The following is a 22,294-nucleotide window of genomic DNA, read 5'->3' as shown; positions in this document are numbered from 1 at the left end:
GCTTTCGTATGATGACGAAACCTTGCCGCAGGACGCAGGATGCTTTCGTATGACGACGAAACCTTGTTCTAATGACACCTTTTAAAAGTTCTCTAAACACCTTAAATCAATTCTTTTCTTTAAGGAATAATAATAATAATAATAATAATAATAACCAATTACCTCGAAGTAAACTTCAGAGAATCAAACTCTACAACTTTGATTAAAAAAACACACTTTAAGCAAATAAAATTGATTTATAAAACATGTTAAAAACAAAAGATCAAAAAATCAAAAAACAATCTTTAAATTTGCAAAAAAACAAATGCTGATTATAGGTATCGCTGGTGGAACAGGTTGTGGTAAAACCACTGTTGTTAATCAAATTGTGAACGAACTTCCTGAAAATGAAGTAAGCGTTATTTCTCAAGACTCATACTATAATGACACCAGTCATCTTACTCCAGATCAAAGAGCAGCTATCAACTTTGATCATCCTCAATCCATAGATTTTGATTTATTAGGAGAACATTTAAAAATCCTTAAAACAGGAAAATCAATAGAACAACCAGTCTATTCATTTGTTGATCATAACCGAACCAATAAAACAGTTACTACCAAACCAGGAAAAGTGCTTATCGTCGAGGGAATATTGATTCTAACCCGACCCGAAATTCGCGATTTGTTTGATATTAAAATATATGTACAAACCGATAGTGATGAACGATTAATTAGACGTTTAAAAAGAGATATTATTGAAAGAGGAAGAGATATGAATGAAGTTTTAGATCGTTACCAAAACACTTTAAAACCTATGCACCAACAATTTATTGATCCCACAAAAGAATTTGCAGACTTAATTATACCCAACAACAACTATAATAATGTAGCTATTAATATTCTTAGAACGATCATAAAAGAACGTTTGAATTAACTTTTTGTACCTTTACCATCTTATATTATTCTTAACTAAATTGAAGCTAAAACAATATTTTCAGAAATTAAAAAACAAACCTGCATTAATACCAATATTTGCTATATTTTTAAACAAATATGTACTTATTGTTTTATTATTTGTGGTTTGGATGTTATTTTTTGACACCAACTCGTGGTTGATTCACAGAGAATTAAATCAAGAAATACAAGAACTAAAGAATAATAAAGAATATTATATAAAAGAGATTGTAAAAGATCAAAAAGACACCAAAATATTAAAAGATAGTAACGAACTAGAAAAATTTGCTAGAGAAGAATATTTTATGAAGCGTGATGATGAAGAGATTTATATTATAGAGTACGAGGACAGTATACCATAAATAACACCATTGTAATGAATAAACCGCTATTTGATGATTTTAATGAAGTTTCTGCAAAACAATGGAAACAAAAAATTCAATTTGATCTTAAAGGCGCAGATTATAATGAAGCTTTGATTTATAAATCGCTTGAAGGTATAGATATCAAGCCTTTTTACCATCAAGAAGATCTTATCAACAACAACCTCTCAGTTCCTACTCCTACTGCCTGGAAAAATTCAATAAAAATTGAGGTTAACGATACTATTGATGGACAACAAAAAGCTATAGAAGCTATTGCAAAAGGCGCAGAGAATATTCATTTTACAATCACCAATACCCAAACAGATCCTGAAAAATTATTAAATAACATCCCCTCTAAAATAACTGTTTACATAGAGAATAAATTTATTTCAAACTCTTTTACACAAAAGGTAAATGAAATAGCTTTAAAGAATAATTTAGACATATTCATTTTTACAGATATTATTGGTAACCTTGCACAAACAGGAAATTGGTATGTTAATTTAAAAAGCGATCATCAAGAATTAGAAAAAGTAGTTTCTAATAATAATCTAAAAGGCATCATTAGTGTCGATCTGGGATTATACCAAAATGCTGGTGCTACCATGGTACAACAATTAGCATATGGTTTGGCTCATGCCAATGAATATTTAAATCACTTTAACAACACCTCAATTTCTTTTTTTAAAAAGACACCTATCATTTTTAAAGTAGCCTTAGGAGGTAATTATTTTTTTGAAATCGCTAAATTAAGAGCACTTAGGGTTTTATGGAGCACATTAGCAGAAGCATATGATGTTCATCCCAAATGCCACATCCTTGCATATCCATCGCTTAGAAATAAAACTTTTTTAGATTACAATGTTAATATGCTACGCACCACAACAGAATGCATGAGTGCAATACTTGGAGGTGCAGATACAATTCAGAATCTACCATACGATACCATCTACCATCTAGAAAATGGATTTGCTAGTAGAATAGCACTAAATCAATTGTTGATTCTTAAAAACGAAAGTTATTTTGATTTGGTCGCCAATCCAGCATCTGGATCTTATTACATAGAAAGCTTAACATCTCAAATTTCAGAAAAAGTATTAGAGCTGTTCAAAAACATTGAAAAAGGGGGTGGCTTCTTACAACAACTTAAATCGGGTGTTATTCAGAAAAAAATAAAAGAAAGTGCTCTAAAAGAACAAGCACTTTTTGATGATGAAAAAATTGTCTTAACCGGTGTTAATGCTTTCGAAAACTCAAAAGAGGTAATTCCTAATTTTGAAAAACCAATTTTCCCCCAAAAAAAGGTACGAAAAACACTTATTCAACCCATAACAACTAGTAGATTACCGTACAAAATCGAGAGTAAAACCGTAAACAAATAGCATAACTTATTAATTTTTCGTATATTACAGGAAATAATAACTAAATTTTAATCTTATGCCCCAAAGGATTAATCATACGGTTGTGTTATTGTTTTTAGTTCTTTTTATAAGTACTATTGGTAATACACAAACCAACGAACAAAATTTTGATTGCCTCCAGATTGATAATCTCGGGGTGCTAAAAAGGTCTTTCGATTCTTTCGAAAAAGACTTATTTAATCATTATTCTTTTGAAAACGATACTATAAAAACATATAAAACTTTTCTTACCGAAGTATATAGTCTATCTATAAACTTAAGAAAACTGCCTTCTAGTAGTTCTTTAGAGTTAGCCCGAGTTTTTAAAAAACAAGCAACTGATAGAAATTCTCTCTGGGTACTTTTGAGTGAATATGATGAAGAACTGGTAGCTTCTGGAGGTGAAAGCTCTATCAAAACAGATAATACCGATGAAAAAACGCTTACTTTTAATTACAGAGGCGGATTTATACAATGCCTTAAAAACACAAATGAAAGTGAGGCTTTTAAAGATATTATCGAAGCACTAGAATACGATGGTAATGTAAGCCCATCTTTAATAGCGCAAAGGTTACACGACTTACCTACAGCAGAGTTTAATACTCCCGAGGTTAAAAGCTTTATTGCTTTTGATATTTATTATTCTATTTTATTAGTTATAGAAAAGGCCTTTAGGTAATTAAACGTTCTATCTGACAATCTTAATATCTATATTTTACATATATATAAAAGAAGGCATACATTTTAGTTTATATTCTCAAATAAAATTCTGTTTAAAAAGGTTTCTTGCTTCTTATAAATCCATAAGTAGCTCTACTTCAATTATTGAGAAATTATTTATAAAAAGACAGCTATCATTACAAATTATCGCCATATAAATAACTTTTATCAAAAATAGTAATAATAAAATGTTAATTTTAACAAACAATTCACTAACTTCACTGTCGAATTATAAATTTAAGCCTATACATTAACATTACTAAATCTAAATCAATGCCCCTTAAGATTAGATATTGCATGCTAATAGCGATATTAGTTTGCTTAAAAGTAACACGCGCGCAATCAGGTATTAACTGCTTGTCTGTAGATGATACAGGTATTATCAAAAAAGCATTTAGATCTTTTGAAGAGGATTTGTTTAGTTATTATAGATTTGGTACAGATTCTACCAAAACATACCGTACATTTCTTGCAGAGGTAGCCAGTTTATCCATTAACTTAAAAAAGTTACCTTCAGAAAACTCCATTCGACTAGTTAGAGAGTTTAAACAAATTGCTGATAACAAAAACTCTCTCTGGATAAAACTTAGTGAATATGAGAACCAGGAAGCTCAAAAAAAAGCTTCTCCTTCAACATCAAAAGATGATGATCAGGAATTGCTCATTTTCAATTATAGAGGGGGGTTTATCCAATGCCTAAAAAACAATAGCGACAGCGATGATTTTAAGGAAATTATTTATGCGTTGGAAGAAGATGGAAATATTAGTACCTCTTTAGTGTCCCAAAAAATTTATTATATCCCCGACAAATATTTATGTAGTAGAGAAATAAAGAATTTTATTGCCTTTGATATATACTTCTCTATTTTGATGGTAATCGAAAAAGCATTTAAATAATGGTATTTGTCGTTACTGTAAAACTTATGATACTTTTTGAGATAAACCATTTTTAAAACCTTATTTTTATATCCATTATACCATAAATTGGGGTTTTGAATATGGATAGAAAAGACATACAGCATCTTCAAATATCGAAAAACAATGGAGTCGACTCATCTCAAAAAAAAATAATTCGTGATGTGGCAGAAGGAATTCCTGTAAAATCATTTTATTCTTCTAATGATACCAAAGATCACGAACATCTTAATTTCTCTGCAGGCATCCCTCCCTATCTTAGAGGTCCCTACTCTACTATGTATGTTCGTAGACCATGGACCATAAGACAATACGCAGGTTTTTCTACGGCAAAAGAAAGTAATGCATTTTATCGCAGAAACCTGGCTGCCGGTCAAAAAGGGCTTTCTGTAGCTTTTGATCTGGCAACGCATCGTGGATACGATAGTGATCATGAACGTGTACTTGGAGATGTAGGAATGGCTGGAGTTGCCATAGATACTGTAGAAGACATGAAAATTCTTTTTGATCAAATACCGTTGGATCAAATGTCGGTTTCTATGACCATGAACGGTGCGGTATTACCTATCATGGCATTTTATATTGTAGCGGCAGAAGAACAAGGTGTTGATAAAAAATTACTTACAGGAACCATACAGAATGATATTTTAAAAGAGTTTATGGTTCGTAATACATATATATATCCTCCTGCACCATCGATGCGCATTATTGGAGATATTTTTAAGTACTGCTCTAAAAATATGCCCAAATTTAATCCTATAAGTATTTCTGGCTACCATATGCAGGAAGCAGGTGCTACCTGTGATATAGAATTGGCATATACCTTGGCAGATGGTATCGAGTATATCAAAAAGGGTATTGAGGCAGGGATGGATATTGATTCTTTTGCACCACGATTATCTTTTTTCTGGGCTATTGGTATGAATCACTTTATGGAAATTGCCAAAATGAGAGCAGCCCGCATATTATGGTCAAAATTGGTAAAAGTTTTTAACCCAAAAAACCCAAAATCTCTAATGCTTCGAACGCATTGTCAGACTAGTGGATGGAGTCTTACAGCACAAGATCCTTTTAATAATGTAGCTCGTACTTGCATTGAGGCTAGTGCAGCCGCATTTGGAGGAACGCAAAGTTTACATACAAATGCATTGGATGAAGCAATTGCCTTACCTACAGATTTTTCTGCAAGAATCGCTAGAAACACACAAATCTATTTACAGCAAGAAACACAAATTACCAAAACAGTAGATCCATGGGCAGGAAGCTATTATGTAGAATCCTTAACACATGAGATTACCACTAAAGCATGGAAATTAATTAAAGAAATAGAGGATTTAGGCGGAATGACAAAAGCTATTGAAGCTGGCATCCCTAAAATAAGAATCGAAGAAGCAGCAGCTCGTAAACAAGCAAGAATAGATAGTGAACAAGATATTATCATTGGTGTAAACAAATATAAACTAAAAGAAGAAGATCCTATAAGCACTCTAAAAGTAGATAATCTATTAGTTAGAACCCAACAAATAGAAGGCTTAAAAAAAATAAAAGCTACACGAAATCAGGAAGCTGTACAAAAGGCTTTGGATAATTTAACAAGAGCGGCTTCTGATGATCAACAAAATTTACTAGCTTTAGCAGTAGAGGCAGCAAGACATCGTGCTACTTTAGGAGAAATCAGCGATGCTCTCGAAGTAAAATTTGGAAGATATAAAGCAGAAATTAAATCGTTTACAGGAGTGTATGCAAAAGAAATAAAAAACGATCAATCGTTTAACAAAGCCAAAGAATTAGCTAATCAATATGCAGAATTAGAAGGTCGCAGACCAAGAATAATGATTGCCAAAATGGGCCAGGATGGGCATGACCGTGGAGCAAAAGTAGTGGCTACCAGTTATGCAGATGTAGGATTTGATGTAGATATAGGTCCCTTGTTTCAAACTCCAGGTGAAGCGGCAAAACAAGCTGTAGAAAATGATGTACATGTTATCGGAGTATCATCCCTGGCTGGAGGGCATACAACACTGGTTCCGCAAATCATAACAGCACTTAAAGAATACGAGAGAGAAGATATTATGGTTATTGTAGGTGGAGTCATACCACCAGGTGATTATGAAAATCTTTTTGATGCAGGAGCTGTTGCTATTTTTGGACCAGGCACAAAAATAAGTGATACAGCTATTACTATTTTAAATATTTTAATTGAAACTTATCAATAAAATTATGCGTGCATAGTTTTTTTGAACTATAAATTGTACCTTTCACAAAAAATAATGATAATCGCATATTTATATGAGCTATACAGATAAAATGCTTCGTGACGGGGCCCTACAAGGAAAAAACATTGTAGTTACTGGCGGAGGTAGCGGTCTGGGAAAATCCATGACTCGATATTTTCTCGAACTAGGTGCCAAAGTTGCTATTACTTCCAGAAATTTGGAAAAACTGCAAAATACTGCCAAGGAGCTTGAAACCGAAACCGGTGGTACCTGTCTGCCTCTACAATGTGATGTAAGAGAATACGATCAGGTAGAATCCATGAAAAATCAAGTGCTCAAGGCATTTGGTACTGTAGATGTATTATTAAATAATGCTGCGGGAAATTTTATCTCACCAACAGAACGTTTGTCACATAGAGCATTTGATACCATTATAGATATTGTTCTTAAAGGTACCAAAAACTGTACCCTCGCTTTTGGAAAACATTGGATCGATACAAATTATAAAAATACAGTGGTTCTTAATATCGTAACCACCTATGCATGGACAGGATCTGCTTATGTGGTACCTAGTGCTACTGCCAAGGCAGGCGTTTTGGCCATGACCAGATCACTAGCGGTAGAATGGGCTAAATACGGAATGCGTTTTAACGCCATTGCACCTGGCCCTTTCCCTACAAAAGGAGCATGGGATCGCCTACTACCTGGTGAATTAAAGGAAAAGTTTGACATGAAAAAACAAGTACCTTTGGCTCGTGTGGGAGATCATCAGGAATTAGCCAACCTAGCAGCCTATTTAGTTTCTGATTTTTCTGCCTATGTAAATGGTGAAGTAGTAACTCTTGATGGAGGAGAATGGTTAAAAGGTGCAGGGCAATTTAATTTATTAGAACAAGTGCCAGAAGAAATGTGGGATATGCTCGAAGCAATGATACGAGCAAAAAAAAGCAAATAACCTAGTTATTAACAATATACAAAGTTCAAATGACCATCCTTAAAGGGATGGTCTTTTTTATTCTAATACTGTTAACATTTTTCATTTTTATAATATATAATAAATCGTATTTTTATCGCTGTAAAATCCAAATCTTCCCCTATGGGTAAAATAATAGCAATTGCAAATCAAAAAGGAGGCGTAGGTAAAACAACTACCTCTGTTAATTTAGCTGCATCTCTGGGTGTTTTAGAAAAAAAAGTGTTACTTATAGACGCAGATCCGCAAGCCAATGCCACTTCTGGACTTGGATTGGATGTAGAAACTATAGAAAAAGGAACCTATCAGATTCTTGAACACACAGTAAAACCCGAAGATGCTATTATAGAAACTAGCTCACCCAATGTGCATATCATACCAGCACATATTGATCTGGTGGCTATAGAAATTGAGCTTGTAGATAAAGATCAACGAGAATATATGATGAAAAAAGCTATTGAGCATTTAAAATCTCAATACGATTATATTTTAATAGATTGCGCTCCATCTCTTGGCTTATTAACACTTAACGCATTAACTGCTGCTGATTCTGTTGCTATCCCTATTCAATGTGAATATTTCGCGCTGGAAGGATTAGGAAAATTATTAAATACCATAAAAAGTGTACAAAAAGTACACAACCAACAACTTGATATTGAAGGTTTGTTACTAACCATGTATGATTCTAGATTACGATTATCAAATCAAGTAGTAGAAGAAGTACAAAAACATTTTAATGAAATGGTATTTAAAACGATTATTCAAAGAAATATTCGTTTAAGTGAAGCACCTAGTTATGGTGAAAGTATAATCAATTATGACGCATCTAGTAAAGGTGCAAGCAATTATTTAAGTTTAGCACACGAAATAATAAAGAAAAACAGTTAAGGATTCATGGCGAAGGCAACAAAAAAACAAGCATTAGGAAGAGGATTATCGGCTCTGTTAAAAGATCCAGAAAATGATATAAAATCTGTAGAAGATAAAAATGCCGATAAAGTCGTAGGTAATATTATTGAGTTAGAATTGGACAGTATAGATGTTAATCCATTTCAACCTCGTACAAGTTTTAATGATGAAACATTAAGAGAGCTTGCCACCTCTATAAAAGAAATCGGTGTAATACAACCTATTACGGTTCGTAAATTAGATTTTAATAATTACCAACTTGTAAGTGGAGAACGCCGTTTTAGAGCTTCTAAGTTAGTAGGATTAAAAACGATACCTGCCTATATCAGAATTGCTAATGATCAAGAATCATTAACAATGGCATTGGTAGAAAATATTCAAAGACAGGATTTAGATCCAATAGAAATCGCATTATCCTATCAACGTCTTATAGACGAGATCAGTCTTACACAAGAGCAATTAAGTGATCGCGTGGGTAAAAAAAGATCTACCATAGCAAACTATTTAAGACTGTTAAAATTAGACCCAATTGTACAAACCGGTATGAGAGATGGGTTTATTTCTATGGGACACGGACGTGCTTTGATCAATATAGAAGATCAACTTCAACAACTTGACATCTACGAAAAAGTTATTGGTAAATCATTATCTGTACGAGATACCGAAAAATTAGTACGCTCTTTAAATAATGGAACAGAAGATACTGGCAAAGAAACTTCTTCAAAACAACTGCCAAAAGACATTGCAAAAGGAGTAAAAGATTTTTCAGACTATTTTGGCGCAAAAATTGATATAAAAGTAACCAGCAAAGGAAGCGGTAAATTAATTATACCATTTACCTCTGCAGAGGATTTCAAACGCATAAAGAAACTTATAGATAGTGAACGCTAAATTCTTTTATATCCTTCTGTTCGTAGGACTTTCTATTCAAAATGTTTTGTCACAAGACAAAGACGAATTAAAAGTTTTAACAGAAGAAGTGGCCGTAAAAAAGAAAAAAAAGGAAAAGAAAGTACACCCTTATGAGCCTTTGGCACCAGCCAAAGCTGCTTTTTATTCTGCGGTTCTTCCTGGCCTTGGTCAAGCTTATACCAAAAAATACTGGAAAATCCCTATTGTATATGCTGCATTAGGAACAGGAATCTATTTTTATATCGAAAATAATAAGAATTATAATCGGGTTAGAGATGCCTACAAACGAAGGCTTGCGGGTTTTACAGATGATGAATTTTATGCCCCAACCAATTCGAATGGAGATCCCAGAATAAGCAATGACCAGTTAATAGATTTTCAGAAGCGTTTTAGACGCCAACAAGAATTATCCCTCCTTCTTACCGTTGGAGGTTATCTTTTAAACATCATCGATGCAAATGTTACCGCACACCTTATGCAGTACAACGTTACCGAGGATCTATCTTTTAAACCAAAAATAAATTATAACGAATTTGATGCGCAATTAAATTATGGCGTATCACTTAATTTCAGCTTTTAAGAAGTAATTCCCTTTCTTAAAGCAACATAACAAACAATCAACTATGAAAATCGCACTACTTGGATATGGAAAAATGGGTAAAGCCATAGAGAAAATTGCAATCGAACGAGGCCATACCATTGTACTAAAAGTAGATAAAGATGATAACAATTATGATCTTTCTGAAGCAGATGTAGCTATAGATTTTAGCATCCCTTCTGCTGCTGTAGACAATATTACAAATTGCTTTAATGCCAATGTACCTATTGTATCTGGCACCACCGGATGGCTTGATCATTATGACGAAATCATAGCACTGTGCAAAGAAAAAAAGGGCAGTTTTATATACGCTTCAAATTATAGCTTGGGAGTTAATCTGTTTTTTGAACTGAATCAAAAACTGGCGAAAATGATGAGTCCCTTAGAAGGCTACACTACCACAATGGAAGAAATACATCATACAGAAAAATTAGATGCCCCAAGCGGAACAGCAATTACACTTGCAGAAGGGGTCATCCAAAACACAGATAAAAAAGCCTGGAAACTAGATGAAGGAGATGATGATACTATTGCAATTACCGCAAAAAGAATTGGAAAAGTACCCGGAACTCATACTGTTACATATACTTCTGAAATCGATGATATCGAAATTAAACATACAGCCCATAATCGTCAAGGTTTTTCATTAGGTGCTGTGGTAGCTGCAGAATGGCTTAAAGACAAAACCGGAATTTTCACCATGAAAGATGTTTTAGGACTATAAATTGTAACACTTTACAAACAAAAGGTACTTATACTTAAAAATATAAAAGATGATACTTACAGAGTGGTTTATTTTTTTTCTAATAATACAAGTTGTCCATTTCTTAGGAACTTGGAAATTATATGTGAAAGCTGGTAGAAAAGCATGGGAAGCAATTGTTCCTGTCTATAATGCCGTAATTTTAATGAAAATTATAAATCGACCTTGGTGGTGGGTAATCCTTCTGTTTATACCGGTTATAAACGTTATCATGTTACCTGTTATATGGGTAGAAACGATTCGTAGTTTTGGTAAAAACACTACAAAAGATACTGTTCTTGTTATAATAACACTTGGTTTTTACATTTACTATGTGAATTATATGCTGGATGAAACCTATATAGAAGACCGTGATCTAAAACCAAGGACAGCTGCTGGCGAATGGACTAGTTCTATTCTTTTTGCGGTAGTAGCGGCAACCATAGTACACACCTATTTTATGCAACCCTATACGATACCAACAGGTTCGTTAGAAAGAACATTATTAGTAGGAGACTTTTTGTTTGTTAGTAAATTTCATTATGGAGCCCGTACTCCTATGACTGCAGTATCTTTTCCTATGGTACATGATACCATACCTGTAGTAAAAACAAAGTCTTATTTAAGTAGTCCACAATATCCTTATTTCAGATTACCAGGTTTTCAAAAAATAAAACGTAATGATATTGTTGTCTTTAGTTGGCCTATTGATACAGTACGATTTTTTAGAGATCGTTCTAAGCAAAATTTCTATAAACCAATTGATAAAAAATCAAATTACGTAAAACGTTGTGTTGGGGTCCCGGGAGACTCACTCTCTGTAGTTGACGGATATGTACATATCAATGGTAAAAGAACCCAATTACCTGATCGTGCTCAGTTACAATTCTCTTATACAGGAGCAACCAAGGGAAGTAATTTCAACCTTCAAAACTTATACAATAGGTATAAAATAAAACCAAATGAATTTAGGTACAACGAATCACAGTTCTTTGCTCAGGGAATGACAGAAGAAGCTGCAAAACGCTTTAAGCACCATCCAAACATAGCAAATGTAGAAAGAATAATAGCTCCAAAAACAGCCCGAAAAGACCCTTCTATTTTTCCCAACAATAGCAAAGTAGACTGGAGCAACGATAATTTTGGAGCTATCTATATTCCAGAAGCAGGAGAAACAGTAAAAATGAACCTTAAAAGTTTTGCTCTTTATAGAAGAATCATCGAAGTGTATGAAGGTTCTGAAATGGGGATTAAAAACAAACTTACTGCTAACGGAACACAAATACTATTAAACAATAAACCTATAGACAGCTACACATTTAAACAAGATTATTACTGGATGATGGGTGATAACAGACATAATAGTGAAGATAGTCGCGCATGGGGGTATGTCCCTGCAAATCATATTGTAGGAAAACCAGTGTTTATATGGCTAAGTATCGATTCTAATGCCAAAGGGCTTTTTAACAAAATAAGATGGGAACGTATGTTTACTACAGTTGGTGGAAACGGAGAGCCTGTTTCTTATTTTAGATACTTCTTAATACTCATGGCCGGTTGGTTTATTTACAGCAAATACCGTAAACGAAAAAAAGCTGCCTAAGATATATTATCTTCTATTCCAGAACTTTTATTTTAAACCGCTACAAGTTCTGGAATAGATTCTTAATTACTTATAGTAAAATTGAAAACAACTTTATTACACCCTATGTATTTTGGTTCTATAGCACAATATGTTGCTATGGTACAATCTAATGCAATTGTTTTTGAAAATGAAGATAACTATCAAAAACAAACCTACCGCAACAGAACTTATATTTATGGTGCAAACGGAAAATTATTGCTAACTGTACCTATAAAACACAGTCAAAAAAATGGTAGGCAATTATATCGAGACATACGTATCGAAAACGAGTTTACCTGGCAACAACAACATTGGAAATCATTGGAAGCAGCATATAGAACTTCTCCCTTTTTTGAATATTATGAAGATGAATTTGCACCACTGTTTGAAAAGAAAAAAGAGTTTCTTTTAGATTTAAACTATGAATGTATGCAAGCTATTACAGATTGTTTGCAAATGGATTTTTCTTATACCAAAACCACCAAGTTTCAAAAGGAACCCATTGATATTATTGATGTCAGAAATCTTATCAACGCAAAAAAAGAAAAAACATATCAATTACAGCCCTATATACAGGTTTTTGAAAGTAAAGAAGGGTTTATTCCCAACTTATCTATTCTTGACCTACTCTTTAATGAAGGCACGAATACGACGTCATATCTAGAAAATCAATTGATTTTTCAACCTCTTTAAATCCCGTATCACATTTAGAGAAAACAAAGACATAACCAACTTATTCTATACATCATCTCTCTATATGCTTAGACCATTAATACATTATGGATGCCATTTTATACTACCTCTAGCTATTGCAGTTATTTTTTTTCCAAAGCAATGGAAAAAAACCTATTTAGTTTTTATTGCTGCTATGCTTATTGACCTTGATCACTTACTGGCATACCCAATTTTTGACCCTAACCGTTGTGGTATAGGATATCATCCCCTACATAGCTATTATGCAATAGTAGGGTATCTTTTACTATCATTTATAAAGAGCTACCGAATAGTTGGTTTAGCGCTGCTATGGCATATATGCACCGATCAAATTGATTGCTGGATGATGTAAATCGTTCTTTTACGAAATATTGATTATCTTTATTAGGTAGCAGATAAAAAAAGAAACCACCTATGAAGAGAATTTTACTTTTTATTTTATTATTTACATTATTTTCTTGTCAAAAAAAGTCCCAGAAATCCAAAAATAACACCCAAGAAAAGACAACTGTTCAAGATAAGTCGGTAATTGTTAACCTAGAAAGATCTGACCCTATCATATTTAACCCTGAAACTACTCAAAAGCTATCAGAAAAAGAGGTCAATTCTATTTTTACAAAAAGAATAAAAAAGCGTTTAGGAATTGAGTATCCTATTTATCAAGCATATACCTATAAAGATAGTTTAGGTTTACAATATTTATTATTGACAGATCATTATTTACAAGGTAAAGAAAAGAACGATAGAACTTACTATGCTATCAAAGCCTTTCAGCTTTATTCTAAAGACAATACATTTAAAAAAAGATCTACCTTTAAAGATGAAATTGACAAAGATTGGGAAGTTGCTATCAGTTTTTGGAATGAATACTCTGAGTTGGCAGATTTTGATAACGATGGTTATATGGACCTTATTCTAACTTATGGCACATTAGGTCCCGATGGATACGCAGATGGAAGGGTGAAAATTATGATTTATCATAATCGTACCAGAGCAACCATACGTCATCAAAACAGTGAATATGGAGGAAGGTTAACAAAAATCAGTTCAAAATTTTATATGCTACCTAAATCCATACAAAAGGTTGCAATAGAAAAAATGAAATTACTCTCGCAAAATCACGCGACTTTTACAAAAGGTTGGGAAAAAAAAATGAAAGAAAAAGCAACCCGAATAGAATAGCTATTTTTCAAAATACAACCTTTTATAACTTTACCCTGGATACTACTGGATAATGATCAGACAGGTGCTGATCAAAAGTTTTAAAAGATAATACTTCAAAATCCTCTGGAACCAAAATAAAATCAATACGAACGGGAAAGAGATCAAACTCAAAGGTTTTTCCAAAACCTTTTCCCGCTTCTTTAAAAGTATCTTGAAGTCCCATAGATTTCACCTTATTATACACATAGGAATAGGCGGTATTATTAAAATCCCCCATCACCAAACTTTTGTAAGGTGAGGTCTCCATATGCTGTAATAAAAGCTCTATTTGCTTTTGTTGTTCTACAAAAGACACCTGGATTCTTTTCAATAATTTCTGAGAATCAGCTTTAGCCAATTGGCTGGTCATAGAACTAATTTTATGAGATTGTAGATGCACATTGTATACCCTAATAGTATCTGATTTGATTACAATGTCAGAAAAAATAATATTATTTACTGTTTCTTTAAAGTGTAACGACCCTTTATTAATGATCGGAAACTTAGAAAATATGACCAGTGCTAACTCACCATTATCATTATTAAAGTTCTCATACTTGTATCGATATTGTGTAAAATCGGTAAATACATCGTTATAATACTCCTGAGCACATACAATATCAGGGTTTTCTTTTCTTACCAGCTTAGAAATATCTTGCGGTATCTGTTTCGAATCGATCCAATCAAAACGATTAAAACTATGTACGTTATAACTCATTAATGACACAGACTCTTCCTCTTCTTCAACCGATTTTCCGTTTAATTTATATAAAGAAGTAACATGAGAAATCCCCAATACCAAAACAACAAGTGATAGTATCAGTTTTTTATTAAGCAATATAGACCAATACAATAAAAACAACACATTTACCAAAATCAAAACAGGTACCGCCAGACTTAGTACTGATAATAAAGGAAACATTTTTGGTGAAATGTAGGGTAATAGATAAGACAACAACAAAGTAAAAGCTGCAATAGAATTAAATACAAAAATAATTTTGTTGATCAGTTTCCTCATTACTACATTACTCTTTCCCTGCTTTAAACAAAAAGTCTTTTTCTTCTTTGGTTAAACTATCATACCCACTCTTACTAATTTTATCTAGAATAGCATCAATTTGCTTTTGATTAGGGGTTTTATTAGAAGTTGTTGTTTTAGGGCTTGTTTTATAGGTTTTGGATTTATGAACCGTACGTAATGGGCTTTTCTTTTTTGGCTTAAACAAATTTACCACTCCATCCACTATTTTCTCAAACCATTCTCCGATATCATTCCCTTTTTTAAGTTGCATGGCATATGCATATCCAAAAGCAGCTCCTCCTAAATGAGCTATGAGTCCACCTGCATTACCAGAGGAAGGAATTTGAATTAAATCAGACAATACAACAAACAACCCTATTTGCCATAACTTAACATTAAAAAAGAAAATCCTCACTTCTGTGTTAGGCGTATAAGCAGCTATAAAAATCATTATTGCTCTTACCGATGCCGATGCGCCAATCAAATAAGCTAACTTATTATTTAAAACAGGAAACAGATTATATGCCAACACAAATAATAATCCTCCGCATATTGCACCTAAAAGGTAAATGGTAAGAAAACGCTTTTCTGTAAACAAATTAATAACATATTGACCAAACCAATACAAAACGAGCATGTTCCAGAAAATATGCCAAAAACCAAAATGTAGAAAGCTATAGGTAAGAATACTCCAAGGTTTTAGAATCAATGAACCTGGATCCACAGGCAACACAAACCACTCCATCAAGTCACCAGGATTTATCTTAAAAATCCATGCTCCTAATGAAGCAATCAAAAACAAAGCTGTATTAATTACAATCAGCTTTATTATAATAGAAGAAGTTTTAAACTGGTATAAAAGGTTATTAGTTGTCATATCAATACCAACGATGCTGATTAAACGAATTTTTTTTCCAGTACCACATAGTGATAAAACCAATCACAGCTCCACCAATATGTGCCCAATGAGCCACATTCGATGGTCCTAAAATTGCTTGTCCTGTAATACCACTGTATAAATCTAACAAGAAATATCCTCCTATCAAATATTTTGCTTTTATGGGTACAGGAATAAACATAAGATATAAAGGTAAATTAGGGTACAACACAGCAAACGCTGCCAATACACCAAAAATTGCACCCGAAGCTCCTACCATAGGGGTAACAAACGCTCCAATCATTTTCTGAGTTACATCTTTAGGAATATTTGGATATACTTGATATTGCCCAGAGGCAATTGCTTTTTGTATAAAATTTTCTATTTCTGCAGGAGAAAAACCAGACTCTAAATACGCCTGATAGCCCGGGTTAAATTGAAAATAAGTAAATAATATCTGAAAACCGACTGCTCCCAATCCTGAAAAGAAATAGATAAAAAGAAATTTTTTCTGTCCAATAGAATTCTCGAGGTGACTACCAAACATATACAAAGCAAACATATTAAAGAAAATATGACTTGTACTACCATGCATAAACATGTGTGTCACGATCTGCCATACTTGAAAATTGTCATTTTTAGGAAACCAAAGTGCAAACCACTCGAATGCATTATTTCCAAGTGTTTGAGCCCCTATAAAAAAAATGACATTAATGATTAATAATGCTTTTACCGTTTCTGTAATTCTCCCCATTTATTAAAATTTCTTATCTATTTCGTCTACCGTTAATGTTATAAACGTCGATTTGTTATCTGGTGTAATAGTAGGCTCTGTACAAGCAAATAAACTATTAGCAATATATTGTTGTTGTTCTACAGGTAACGCCACCCCACTGCGTACTGCTATACTTTTGGCAATCGATTTTGCCAATACATCTGTTTGCGAAAAACCACTTTCTGGCACTTCACTCTCCAAATCTCCTAATAATTTTTCAACTATCATAGACACATCTTGCTCTGATGTAGCAGAGGGTATTGCTGTTATTTCTATGGATTCATCAGAAAACTTATCAAAAACAAAACCGGTGTTCTCTAATTGTTCTTTGACGGTTGCTAACAAGGTTATTTCTCTTTTAGAAAGAGAGATCGTAATCGGAAACAACAATTGCTGACTAACTGCACTTGCCATTGTGATACTGCGCAATAGTTCCTCATATAAAATTCGCTGATGCGCTCTATGTTGATTGATAATCACCATTCCACTTTTAATGGTGGTGACAATATATTTTTTCTTAAGCTGATACGTAGTATGATGAGCAATTTGGGTATCATCATCTTCAAACAATGAGCTTGTAACTTCTGTACTCTCGAATTCTACTGAAGAAAAATTACTTTCTTCGGGTTCTGGTGTTTTTGTTTCTGACTCAAGCCCAACATATAAGTTTTCCCAACTTGCAGTTGGTTCTTTTTTAAAGGATGTATATGCTGTATTTTTTGATGATTTCTCACCCGCAGGTTTTTCTTCCTTAAAAGGGTTAAAACTACGATCCACCTCTATAGTGGGGGTTTGAGCAGTTTTACTCTTATATTCGTAAGGAGTATCCATCGAGGCATCTCTATTAAAATCCAACACAGGTGCCACATTAAATTGCCCCAAACTATGTTTTATCGAAGAACGGAGCATGGCATATAAAGCATGTTCATCTTCAAATTTTATTTCAGTTTTTGTTGGATGAATATTAATATCAATCGATTTTGGATCTACCTCTAGATAGATAAAATAACTGGGATGTGTTTTATCCTTCAGCAATCCTTCGAATGCAGCATTTACCGCATGATTTAGATAAGGGCTTTTTATATATCTATCATTTACAAAAAAGAACTGTTCTCCTCGCGTTCGTTTTGCATATTCTGGTTTACCAACATACCCACTAATAGTCACCAAATCTGTTTCTTCTTTGATCGGCACCAGTTTTTCGTTGGTTTTTCCTCCAAAAACATTTACAATACGCTGTCGATGGTTTACTTTAGGTAAATTAAAAACCTCACTATCATTATGATACATATCAAATCGTATCATAGGGTGTGCCATTACAATACGATGAAACTCATCAATAATATGTCTTAGCTCTACCGAATTGGATTTTAAAAAATTTCGCCTTGCAGGAATATTATAAAACAAGTTTTTGACACTGATAGAAGTTCCTTTAGGAGTTACGCACACTTCTTGTGCAGATACCTCACTGCCTTCTATTTTTATTGAAGTACCCACTTCATCAGGCTCCTGTTTCGTTTTTAATTCTACATGTGCAATTGCCGCAATAGAAGCCAAAGCTTCTCCTCTAAAACCTTTTGTATTTAACTCAAAAAGGTCTTCTGCCGTTTTTATTTTGGATGTTGCATGTCTTTCAAAACTTAATCTGGCATCAGTAACACTCATCCCTACTCCATCATCGATGACCTGAATAAGTGTTTTTCCTGCTTCTTTTATAATTAACTTTATATAAGTTGCCTTTGCATCGATTGCATTTTCTAGCAATTCTTTTACTACAGAAGCTGGTCTTTGAACCACTTCTCCCGCAGCAATTTGATTGGCTACATGATCTGGCAATAATTGAATGATATCTGACATTTATCGTCGTGAAGTAAATATGGATAAATCAAAGTCTATTATATATAAAAAGATCAAGATCAAGATCATAGCAATATAAATCACTCGCTTATTGATCTCTCGATTGCCTCTGTGTCTACTAGACTCACGAGCCTCTGCCCAGTGAGAACCAAAATCAATATCATTAGTAGCATCCCGAAATTTGGTAATTTTATTCTCAAAATCATAAATATTACCTTCACTCTTCCCTTTATAATATCTGGGAGTATAGTTAAATCTTCTGTTTTTCCTTCTCTTTGGGATACTTAATTTCAAAATCTACTCTATCTTTATATTATCCAAATATACTCAAAAATGCATTGCAATCTAAAGCTTTTAGCATTACAATAACAACAACATTGTTATTACAAGTATTATACCATACCTCTTAAAACAATAAAGTGTTATAAAATTGCGCTAGAAAACTATTACAAACAACATAGTTTTATATATAGAAGGACTTTAAAAAACAGTAAAAACCTTATTTTTTTATCTGATTTATATGATGTTCTAAGTGAACTACATAATCGGTATACAAAAATTTAAAATCAGAAATATCATTATTAGGTAATTGAATTTGATAATCAAAGACTTTTTCGTTGATCCTACCAATTACCTGAAGTATTCTTTCATTAATAGACAACCAAAAACTAAGTAACTCCATAGGGTCTGCATTATTATACCCATTTGCTTTTACGAGCTCATCTTGATTATATGGTCGAACTTTATAGGTCTCATCAGCAAATTGAACTTCTAAAAACCGTTGTAAATTATGAGTTCCAGAATCAATTAAATGCCCTAATATTTCAAGTTTAGACCATGAACCTTCTGAAATTTTGTTTTTTAGGTCACCTTCTGAAGTATTAGCTATATATTTAGTAGCCTCTTTTAATAATTCAGAAAATTTTGCAGTTACAACTTTAATTTCTTCTTTCATAAGGCTATTATATTACAATTAAAACTTTGCGTCTTTACGCAATTGTGCCATTTTGATCGCCGCAATAGCAGCTTCTGTTCCTTTATTACCGTGTTTACCTCCAGAACGATCTATCGATTGTTGCATATTATTATCGGTAAGCACACAAAAGATTACCGGAATATCATTTGATATATTCAAATCTTTAATCCCTTGAGCTACTCCTTCACACACAAAATCAAAATGCTTGGTTTCTCCCTGTATAACAGAACCTATAGCAATAACTGCATCCAACATATCATAAGATTGTTGCATTTTTTTACATCCATAAATGAGTTCAAAACTACCAGGAACATTCCATCTCACAATGTTTTCTTTAAGCACTCCACAATCTATGAACGCATCAAAAGCTCCTTGAAATAAACCTTGAGTAATATTTTCATTCCATTCTGAAACAACAATCCCAAACCGAAAATCTTTCGCATTTGGGATTGTTGTTTTATCGTATACCGATAAATTTTTATTTTCTGTAGCCATGTAAGCTTTAAGTTTTTATGATTTATTGTCAGGCATCTTCTTGACAACCATTAACACCTAATTACAACATACCACAAACTATTCTAGCATTGCCTGCGTTTTTCCTAGATGCACATCTACTTGATTTGCTTCTACACTTCTAGGAAACTCTTCCTTAATTCTTTTTAAGTAAGGAGTTGCTATTTCTGGTTTGTTAAGGTTTATTGCTGTAATCGCTGCTTTCAACAAAAATTTTGGTGTTGTAAAATCATTTATTTTAGTATTTGCTGCTTTCTCATAATAGCCCAAAGCTTCTTCTACCTGGTTTAATTGTGAAAATGCATCACCAATACCTCCTAAAGCTAGAGGACCTAACATTTGATCATCGCTTTTAAAATTATCCAGATAATCAATTGCTTTCTCGTATTGCTGCGTATTTAAATAAGAGAATCCTGCGTAATAGTTTGCTAAGTTAGCTGCGTTGGTTCCGCCGTAATTTTCTATAATTTCTAAAAACCCGTATTTACCTTCACCTCCGTTAAGTGCTAACGTATATAAAGAGTCGCGAACTGTAGAATTACCATTCACAGCATTGTCAAAATACTGCTGTGCCTGAAACATCTCATTAGAAGCTTCTTGTTCTTTTGGTTCTTGGATGAATTTTTGAAATCCAAGATATCCCAAAATAACAATAGCTATTAATCCTACACCCCCTAATATATATTTTTGATTTGCTGCAACCCATTCCTCGGTCTTAGAAGCACCTTCGTCTAAGGTATTAAACACTTCTGCTGTTGTAGAGTTATCTTCTACCTCTACAACTTCTTCAGCTTTATTCTTTGGTTTGTATCCTCGTTTCTTGTAAGTTGCCATAAGTTTTCTTTAATGAACGGCAAAAATAAAATTTTTATTCATAATTAAAAGCACAACTATTTATAATTTTTCAATAATTTGCGCAAATTAATTAAGAATTCCTTTACAATTAAGATTCCTTATACAGTCAGAATTTTATGATCTTAAAATCTCTTTCTTTACTTAATTACAAAAATTTTGAATCTGTTGATTTCAAATTTGATGATAAAATCAACTGCTTTGTGGGTAATAACGGGGTAGGAAAAACCAATATTTTGGATGCTATATATCATCTATCCTTTGGGAAAAGCTATTTTAACCCTATTACCAGTCAAAACATTAAGCATAATGCAGATTTTTTTGTTATTGATGGACACTACGTAAAAGAAGACAGAGATGAAAAAATCATTATTAGCGCAAAAAAAGGTCATAAAAAGGTTATAAAACGTAACGGAAAAATATATGATACTTTTAGTGAACATATAGGTTTTTTGCCACTGGTTATTATCTCTCCCGCCGATAGAGATCTAATTACAGAAGGTAGTAGTACCCGTCGCAAGTTTATAGATGGTGTTATTTCACAAAGTGATCAGAAATACCTTAACATTCTAATCAAGTACTCTAAAATTGTATCTCAACGAAATGCTTTATTAAAATACTTCTCTGCCAATGCTACTTTTGATGCAGACACCTTGGGTATTTATGATCAGCAATTGCATGAATACGGAACTATTATTTACAAAAAAAGAGTAACTTTTCTAGAAACATTTATCCCCATATTTATAAATAGGTATCAAGCAATAAGTTCTGGACTAGAAAAGGTAAGTTTATCTTATCAAAGTAAACTGGCTGATATAGATTTATTATCCCTTCTAAAAGAAAATATAGCCAAAGACAAAATACTACAATATACGAGTGTTGGAGTTCACAAAGACGATTTGTTGTTTAAAATTGAAGAATATCCAATCAAGAAATTTGGTAGTCAGGGACAACAAAAATCGTTTTTGATTGCATTAAAACTTGCACAATTTGATTTTATAAAGAAACAATGTAAAGTAAACCCCATACTTTTACTTGATGATATTTTTGACAAACTTGATGAAAAAAGAGTCGAACATATTATCAAATTAGTAGATGATGAAAGTTTTGGTCAATTATTTATTAGTGATACGCATGCCGATAGAACTGAAACTGTTGTTAAAAAAATATCGCAATCCTACAATGTCATCAAATTATAA

General features: G+C 33.0%; 24 protein-coding genes. 16 read left to right on the top strand and 8 right to left on the bottom strand.

The features are described from left to right. The first annotated feature begins 304 nt into the window (after positions 1–304). The 15 genes from udk (at position 305) to ABW636_RS11185 (ending at position 14,203) form a co-directional block, all read left to right on the top strand. Positions 305–913: a uridine kinase gene (udk, locus tag ABW636_RS11255; RefSeq protein ID WP_367590092.1), complete on the top strand. Its 609-nt coding sequence runs from the start codon at positions 305–307 to the stop codon at positions 911–913. A gap of 40 nt (positions 914–953) precedes the next feature. Continuing rightward, entirely contained in the window at positions 954–1,295 is a 342-nt protein-coding gene (locus ABW636_RS11250; protein WP_445012685.1) for an FtsB family cell division protein, read from the top strand. A gap of 14 nt (positions 1,296–1,309) precedes the next feature. Next, a complete protein-coding gene (locus ABW636_RS11245) occupies positions 1,310–2,680 on the top strand; it encodes a methylmalonyl-CoA mutase subunit beta (RefSeq protein ID WP_367590091.1) in 1,371 nt (456 codons plus the stop codon). A 55-nt stretch (positions 2,681–2,735) separates the two neighbouring features. After that, positions 2,736–3,377: a hypothetical protein gene (locus tag ABW636_RS11240; protein WP_367590090.1), complete on the top strand. Its 642-nt coding sequence runs from the start codon at positions 2,736–2,738 to the stop codon at positions 3,375–3,377. A 314-nt stretch (positions 3,378–3,691) separates the two neighbouring features. Further along, positions 3,692–4,315: a hypothetical protein gene (locus ABW636_RS11235; protein ID WP_367590089.1), complete on the top strand. Its 624-nt coding sequence runs from the start codon at positions 3,692–3,694 to the stop codon at positions 4,313–4,315. Between the two features lie 101 nt (positions 4,316–4,416). Further along, entirely contained in the window at positions 4,417–6,549 is a 2,133-nt protein-coding gene (gene scpA, locus ABW636_RS11230) for a methylmalonyl-CoA mutase (RefSeq protein WP_367590088.1), read from the top strand. A gap of 73 nt (positions 6,550–6,622) precedes the next feature. Further along, the gene (locus tag ABW636_RS11225) at positions 6,623–7,504 is read left to right on the top strand and encodes an SDR family oxidoreductase (protein ID WP_367590087.1); all 882 of its coding nucleotides are present in this window, start codon (positions 6,623–6,625) and stop codon (positions 7,502–7,504) included. Positions 7,505–7,645: 141 nt separating this feature from the next. After that, the gene (locus ABW636_RS11220; protein ID WP_367590086.1) at positions 7,646–8,410 is read left to right on the top strand and encodes a ParA family protein; all 765 of its coding nucleotides are present in this window, start codon (positions 7,646–7,648) and stop codon (positions 8,408–8,410) included. A gap of 6 nt (positions 8,411–8,416) precedes the next feature. Continuing rightward, positions 8,417–9,322: a ParB/RepB/Spo0J family partition protein gene (locus tag ABW636_RS11215; protein WP_367590085.1), complete on the top strand. Its 906-nt coding sequence runs from the start codon at positions 8,417–8,419 to the stop codon at positions 9,320–9,322. After that, positions 9,312–9,923 (top strand): DUF5683 domain-containing protein, encoded by a 612-nt coding sequence (locus ABW636_RS11210; RefSeq protein ID WP_367590084.1) that lies wholly within the window; start codon positions 9,312–9,314, stop codon positions 9,921–9,923. The genes ABW636_RS11215 and ABW636_RS11210 overlap by 11 nt, the downstream gene beginning before the upstream one ends. Before the next feature lie 43 nt (positions 9,924–9,966). Continuing rightward, positions 9,967–10,665 carry a 4-hydroxy-tetrahydrodipicolinate reductase gene (gene dapB / locus ABW636_RS11205; RefSeq protein WP_367590083.1) on the top strand — a complete coding sequence of 233 codons (699 nt, stop codon included), beginning with the start codon at positions 9,967–9,969 and terminating at the stop codon, positions 10,663–10,665. A gap of 49 nt (positions 10,666–10,714) precedes the next feature. Next, positions 10,715–12,286 carry a signal peptidase I gene (gene lepB / locus ABW636_RS11200; RefSeq protein WP_367590082.1) on the top strand — a complete coding sequence of 524 codons (1,572 nt, stop codon included), beginning with the start codon at positions 10,715–10,717 and terminating at the stop codon, positions 12,284–12,286. Between the two features lie 81 nt (positions 12,287–12,367). Beyond that, positions 12,368–13,000 (top strand): WbqC family protein, encoded by a 633-nt coding sequence (locus ABW636_RS11195; protein WP_367590081.1) that lies wholly within the window; start codon positions 12,368–12,370, stop codon positions 12,998–13,000. A 64-nt stretch (positions 13,001–13,064) separates the two neighbouring features. Then, positions 13,065–13,373 (top strand): DUF6122 family protein, encoded by a 309-nt coding sequence (locus ABW636_RS11190; protein WP_367590080.1) that lies wholly within the window; start codon positions 13,065–13,067, stop codon positions 13,371–13,373. Positions 13,374–13,435: 62 nt separating this feature from the next. After that, a complete protein-coding gene (locus ABW636_RS11185) occupies positions 13,436–14,203 on the top strand; it encodes a M949_RS01915 family surface polysaccharide biosynthesis protein (protein WP_367590079.1) in 768 nt (255 codons plus the stop codon). Between the two features lie 22 nt (positions 14,204–14,225). On the opposite strand, the gene ABW636_RS11180 is transcribed toward ABW636_RS11185, so the two are convergent. The 8 genes from ABW636_RS11180 to ABW636_RS11145 all read right to left on the bottom strand — a co-directional run bounded on the left by ABW636_RS11180 (position 14,226) and on the right by ABW636_RS11145 (position 21,077). After that, on the bottom strand, positions 14,226–15,242 hold the full coding sequence (locus ABW636_RS11180; RefSeq protein ID WP_367590078.1) for an endonuclease/exonuclease/phosphatase family protein: 1,017 nt from the start codon (positions 15,240–15,242) through the stop codon (positions 14,226–14,228). A 7-nt stretch (positions 15,243–15,249) separates the two neighbouring features. Beyond that, positions 15,250–16,122, bottom strand: a complete 873-nt coding sequence (locus ABW636_RS11175) for a rhomboid family intramembrane serine protease (RefSeq protein WP_367590077.1) — start codon at positions 16,120–16,122, stop codon at positions 15,250–15,252. Between the two features lies 1 nt (position 16,123). Continuing rightward, positions 16,124–16,876 (bottom strand): rhomboid family intramembrane serine protease, encoded by a 753-nt coding sequence (locus tag ABW636_RS11170; protein WP_367590076.1) that lies wholly within the window; start codon positions 16,874–16,876, stop codon positions 16,124–16,126. A gap of 3 nt (positions 16,877–16,879) precedes the next feature. Further along, the gene (mutL, locus tag ABW636_RS11165) at positions 16,880–18,754 is read right to left on the bottom strand and encodes a DNA mismatch repair endonuclease MutL (RefSeq protein WP_367590075.1); all 1,875 of its coding nucleotides are present in this window, start codon (positions 18,752–18,754) and stop codon (positions 16,880–16,882) included. Then, entirely contained in the window at positions 18,755–19,051 is a 297-nt protein-coding gene (locus ABW636_RS11160; RefSeq protein ID WP_445012686.1) for a hypothetical protein, read from the bottom strand. A 202-nt stretch (positions 19,052–19,253) separates the two neighbouring features. Next, on the bottom strand, positions 19,254–19,709 hold the full coding sequence (locus ABW636_RS11155) for a DinB family protein (RefSeq protein ID WP_367590073.1): 456 nt from the start codon (positions 19,707–19,709) through the stop codon (positions 19,254–19,256). Between the two features lie 18 nt (positions 19,710–19,727). Then, positions 19,728–20,225 carry a 6,7-dimethyl-8-ribityllumazine synthase gene (gene ribH, locus ABW636_RS11150; protein ID WP_367590072.1) on the bottom strand — a complete coding sequence of 166 codons (498 nt, stop codon included), beginning with the start codon at positions 20,223–20,225 and terminating at the stop codon, positions 19,728–19,730. A gap of 78 nt (positions 20,226–20,303) precedes the next feature. After that, a complete protein-coding gene (locus ABW636_RS11145; RefSeq protein ID WP_367590071.1) occupies positions 20,304–21,077 on the bottom strand; it encodes a tetratricopeptide repeat protein in 774 nt (257 codons plus the stop codon). 137 nt (positions 21,078–21,214) lie between these two features. On the opposite strand from ABW636_RS11145, the gene recF reads away from it, so the two are divergent. Next, positions 21,215–22,294 (top strand): DNA replication/repair protein RecF, encoded by a 1,080-nt coding sequence (gene recF / locus ABW636_RS11140; RefSeq protein ID WP_367590070.1) that lies wholly within the window; start codon positions 21,215–21,217, stop codon positions 22,292–22,294.

The sequence above is a fragment of the Aquimarina discodermiae genome (assembly GCF_040786235.1).
GTDB lineage: Bacteria > Bacteroidota > Bacteroidia > Flavobacteriales > Flavobacteriaceae > Aquimarina.
This window is presented reverse-complemented; position numbering and strand designations above follow the sequence as displayed.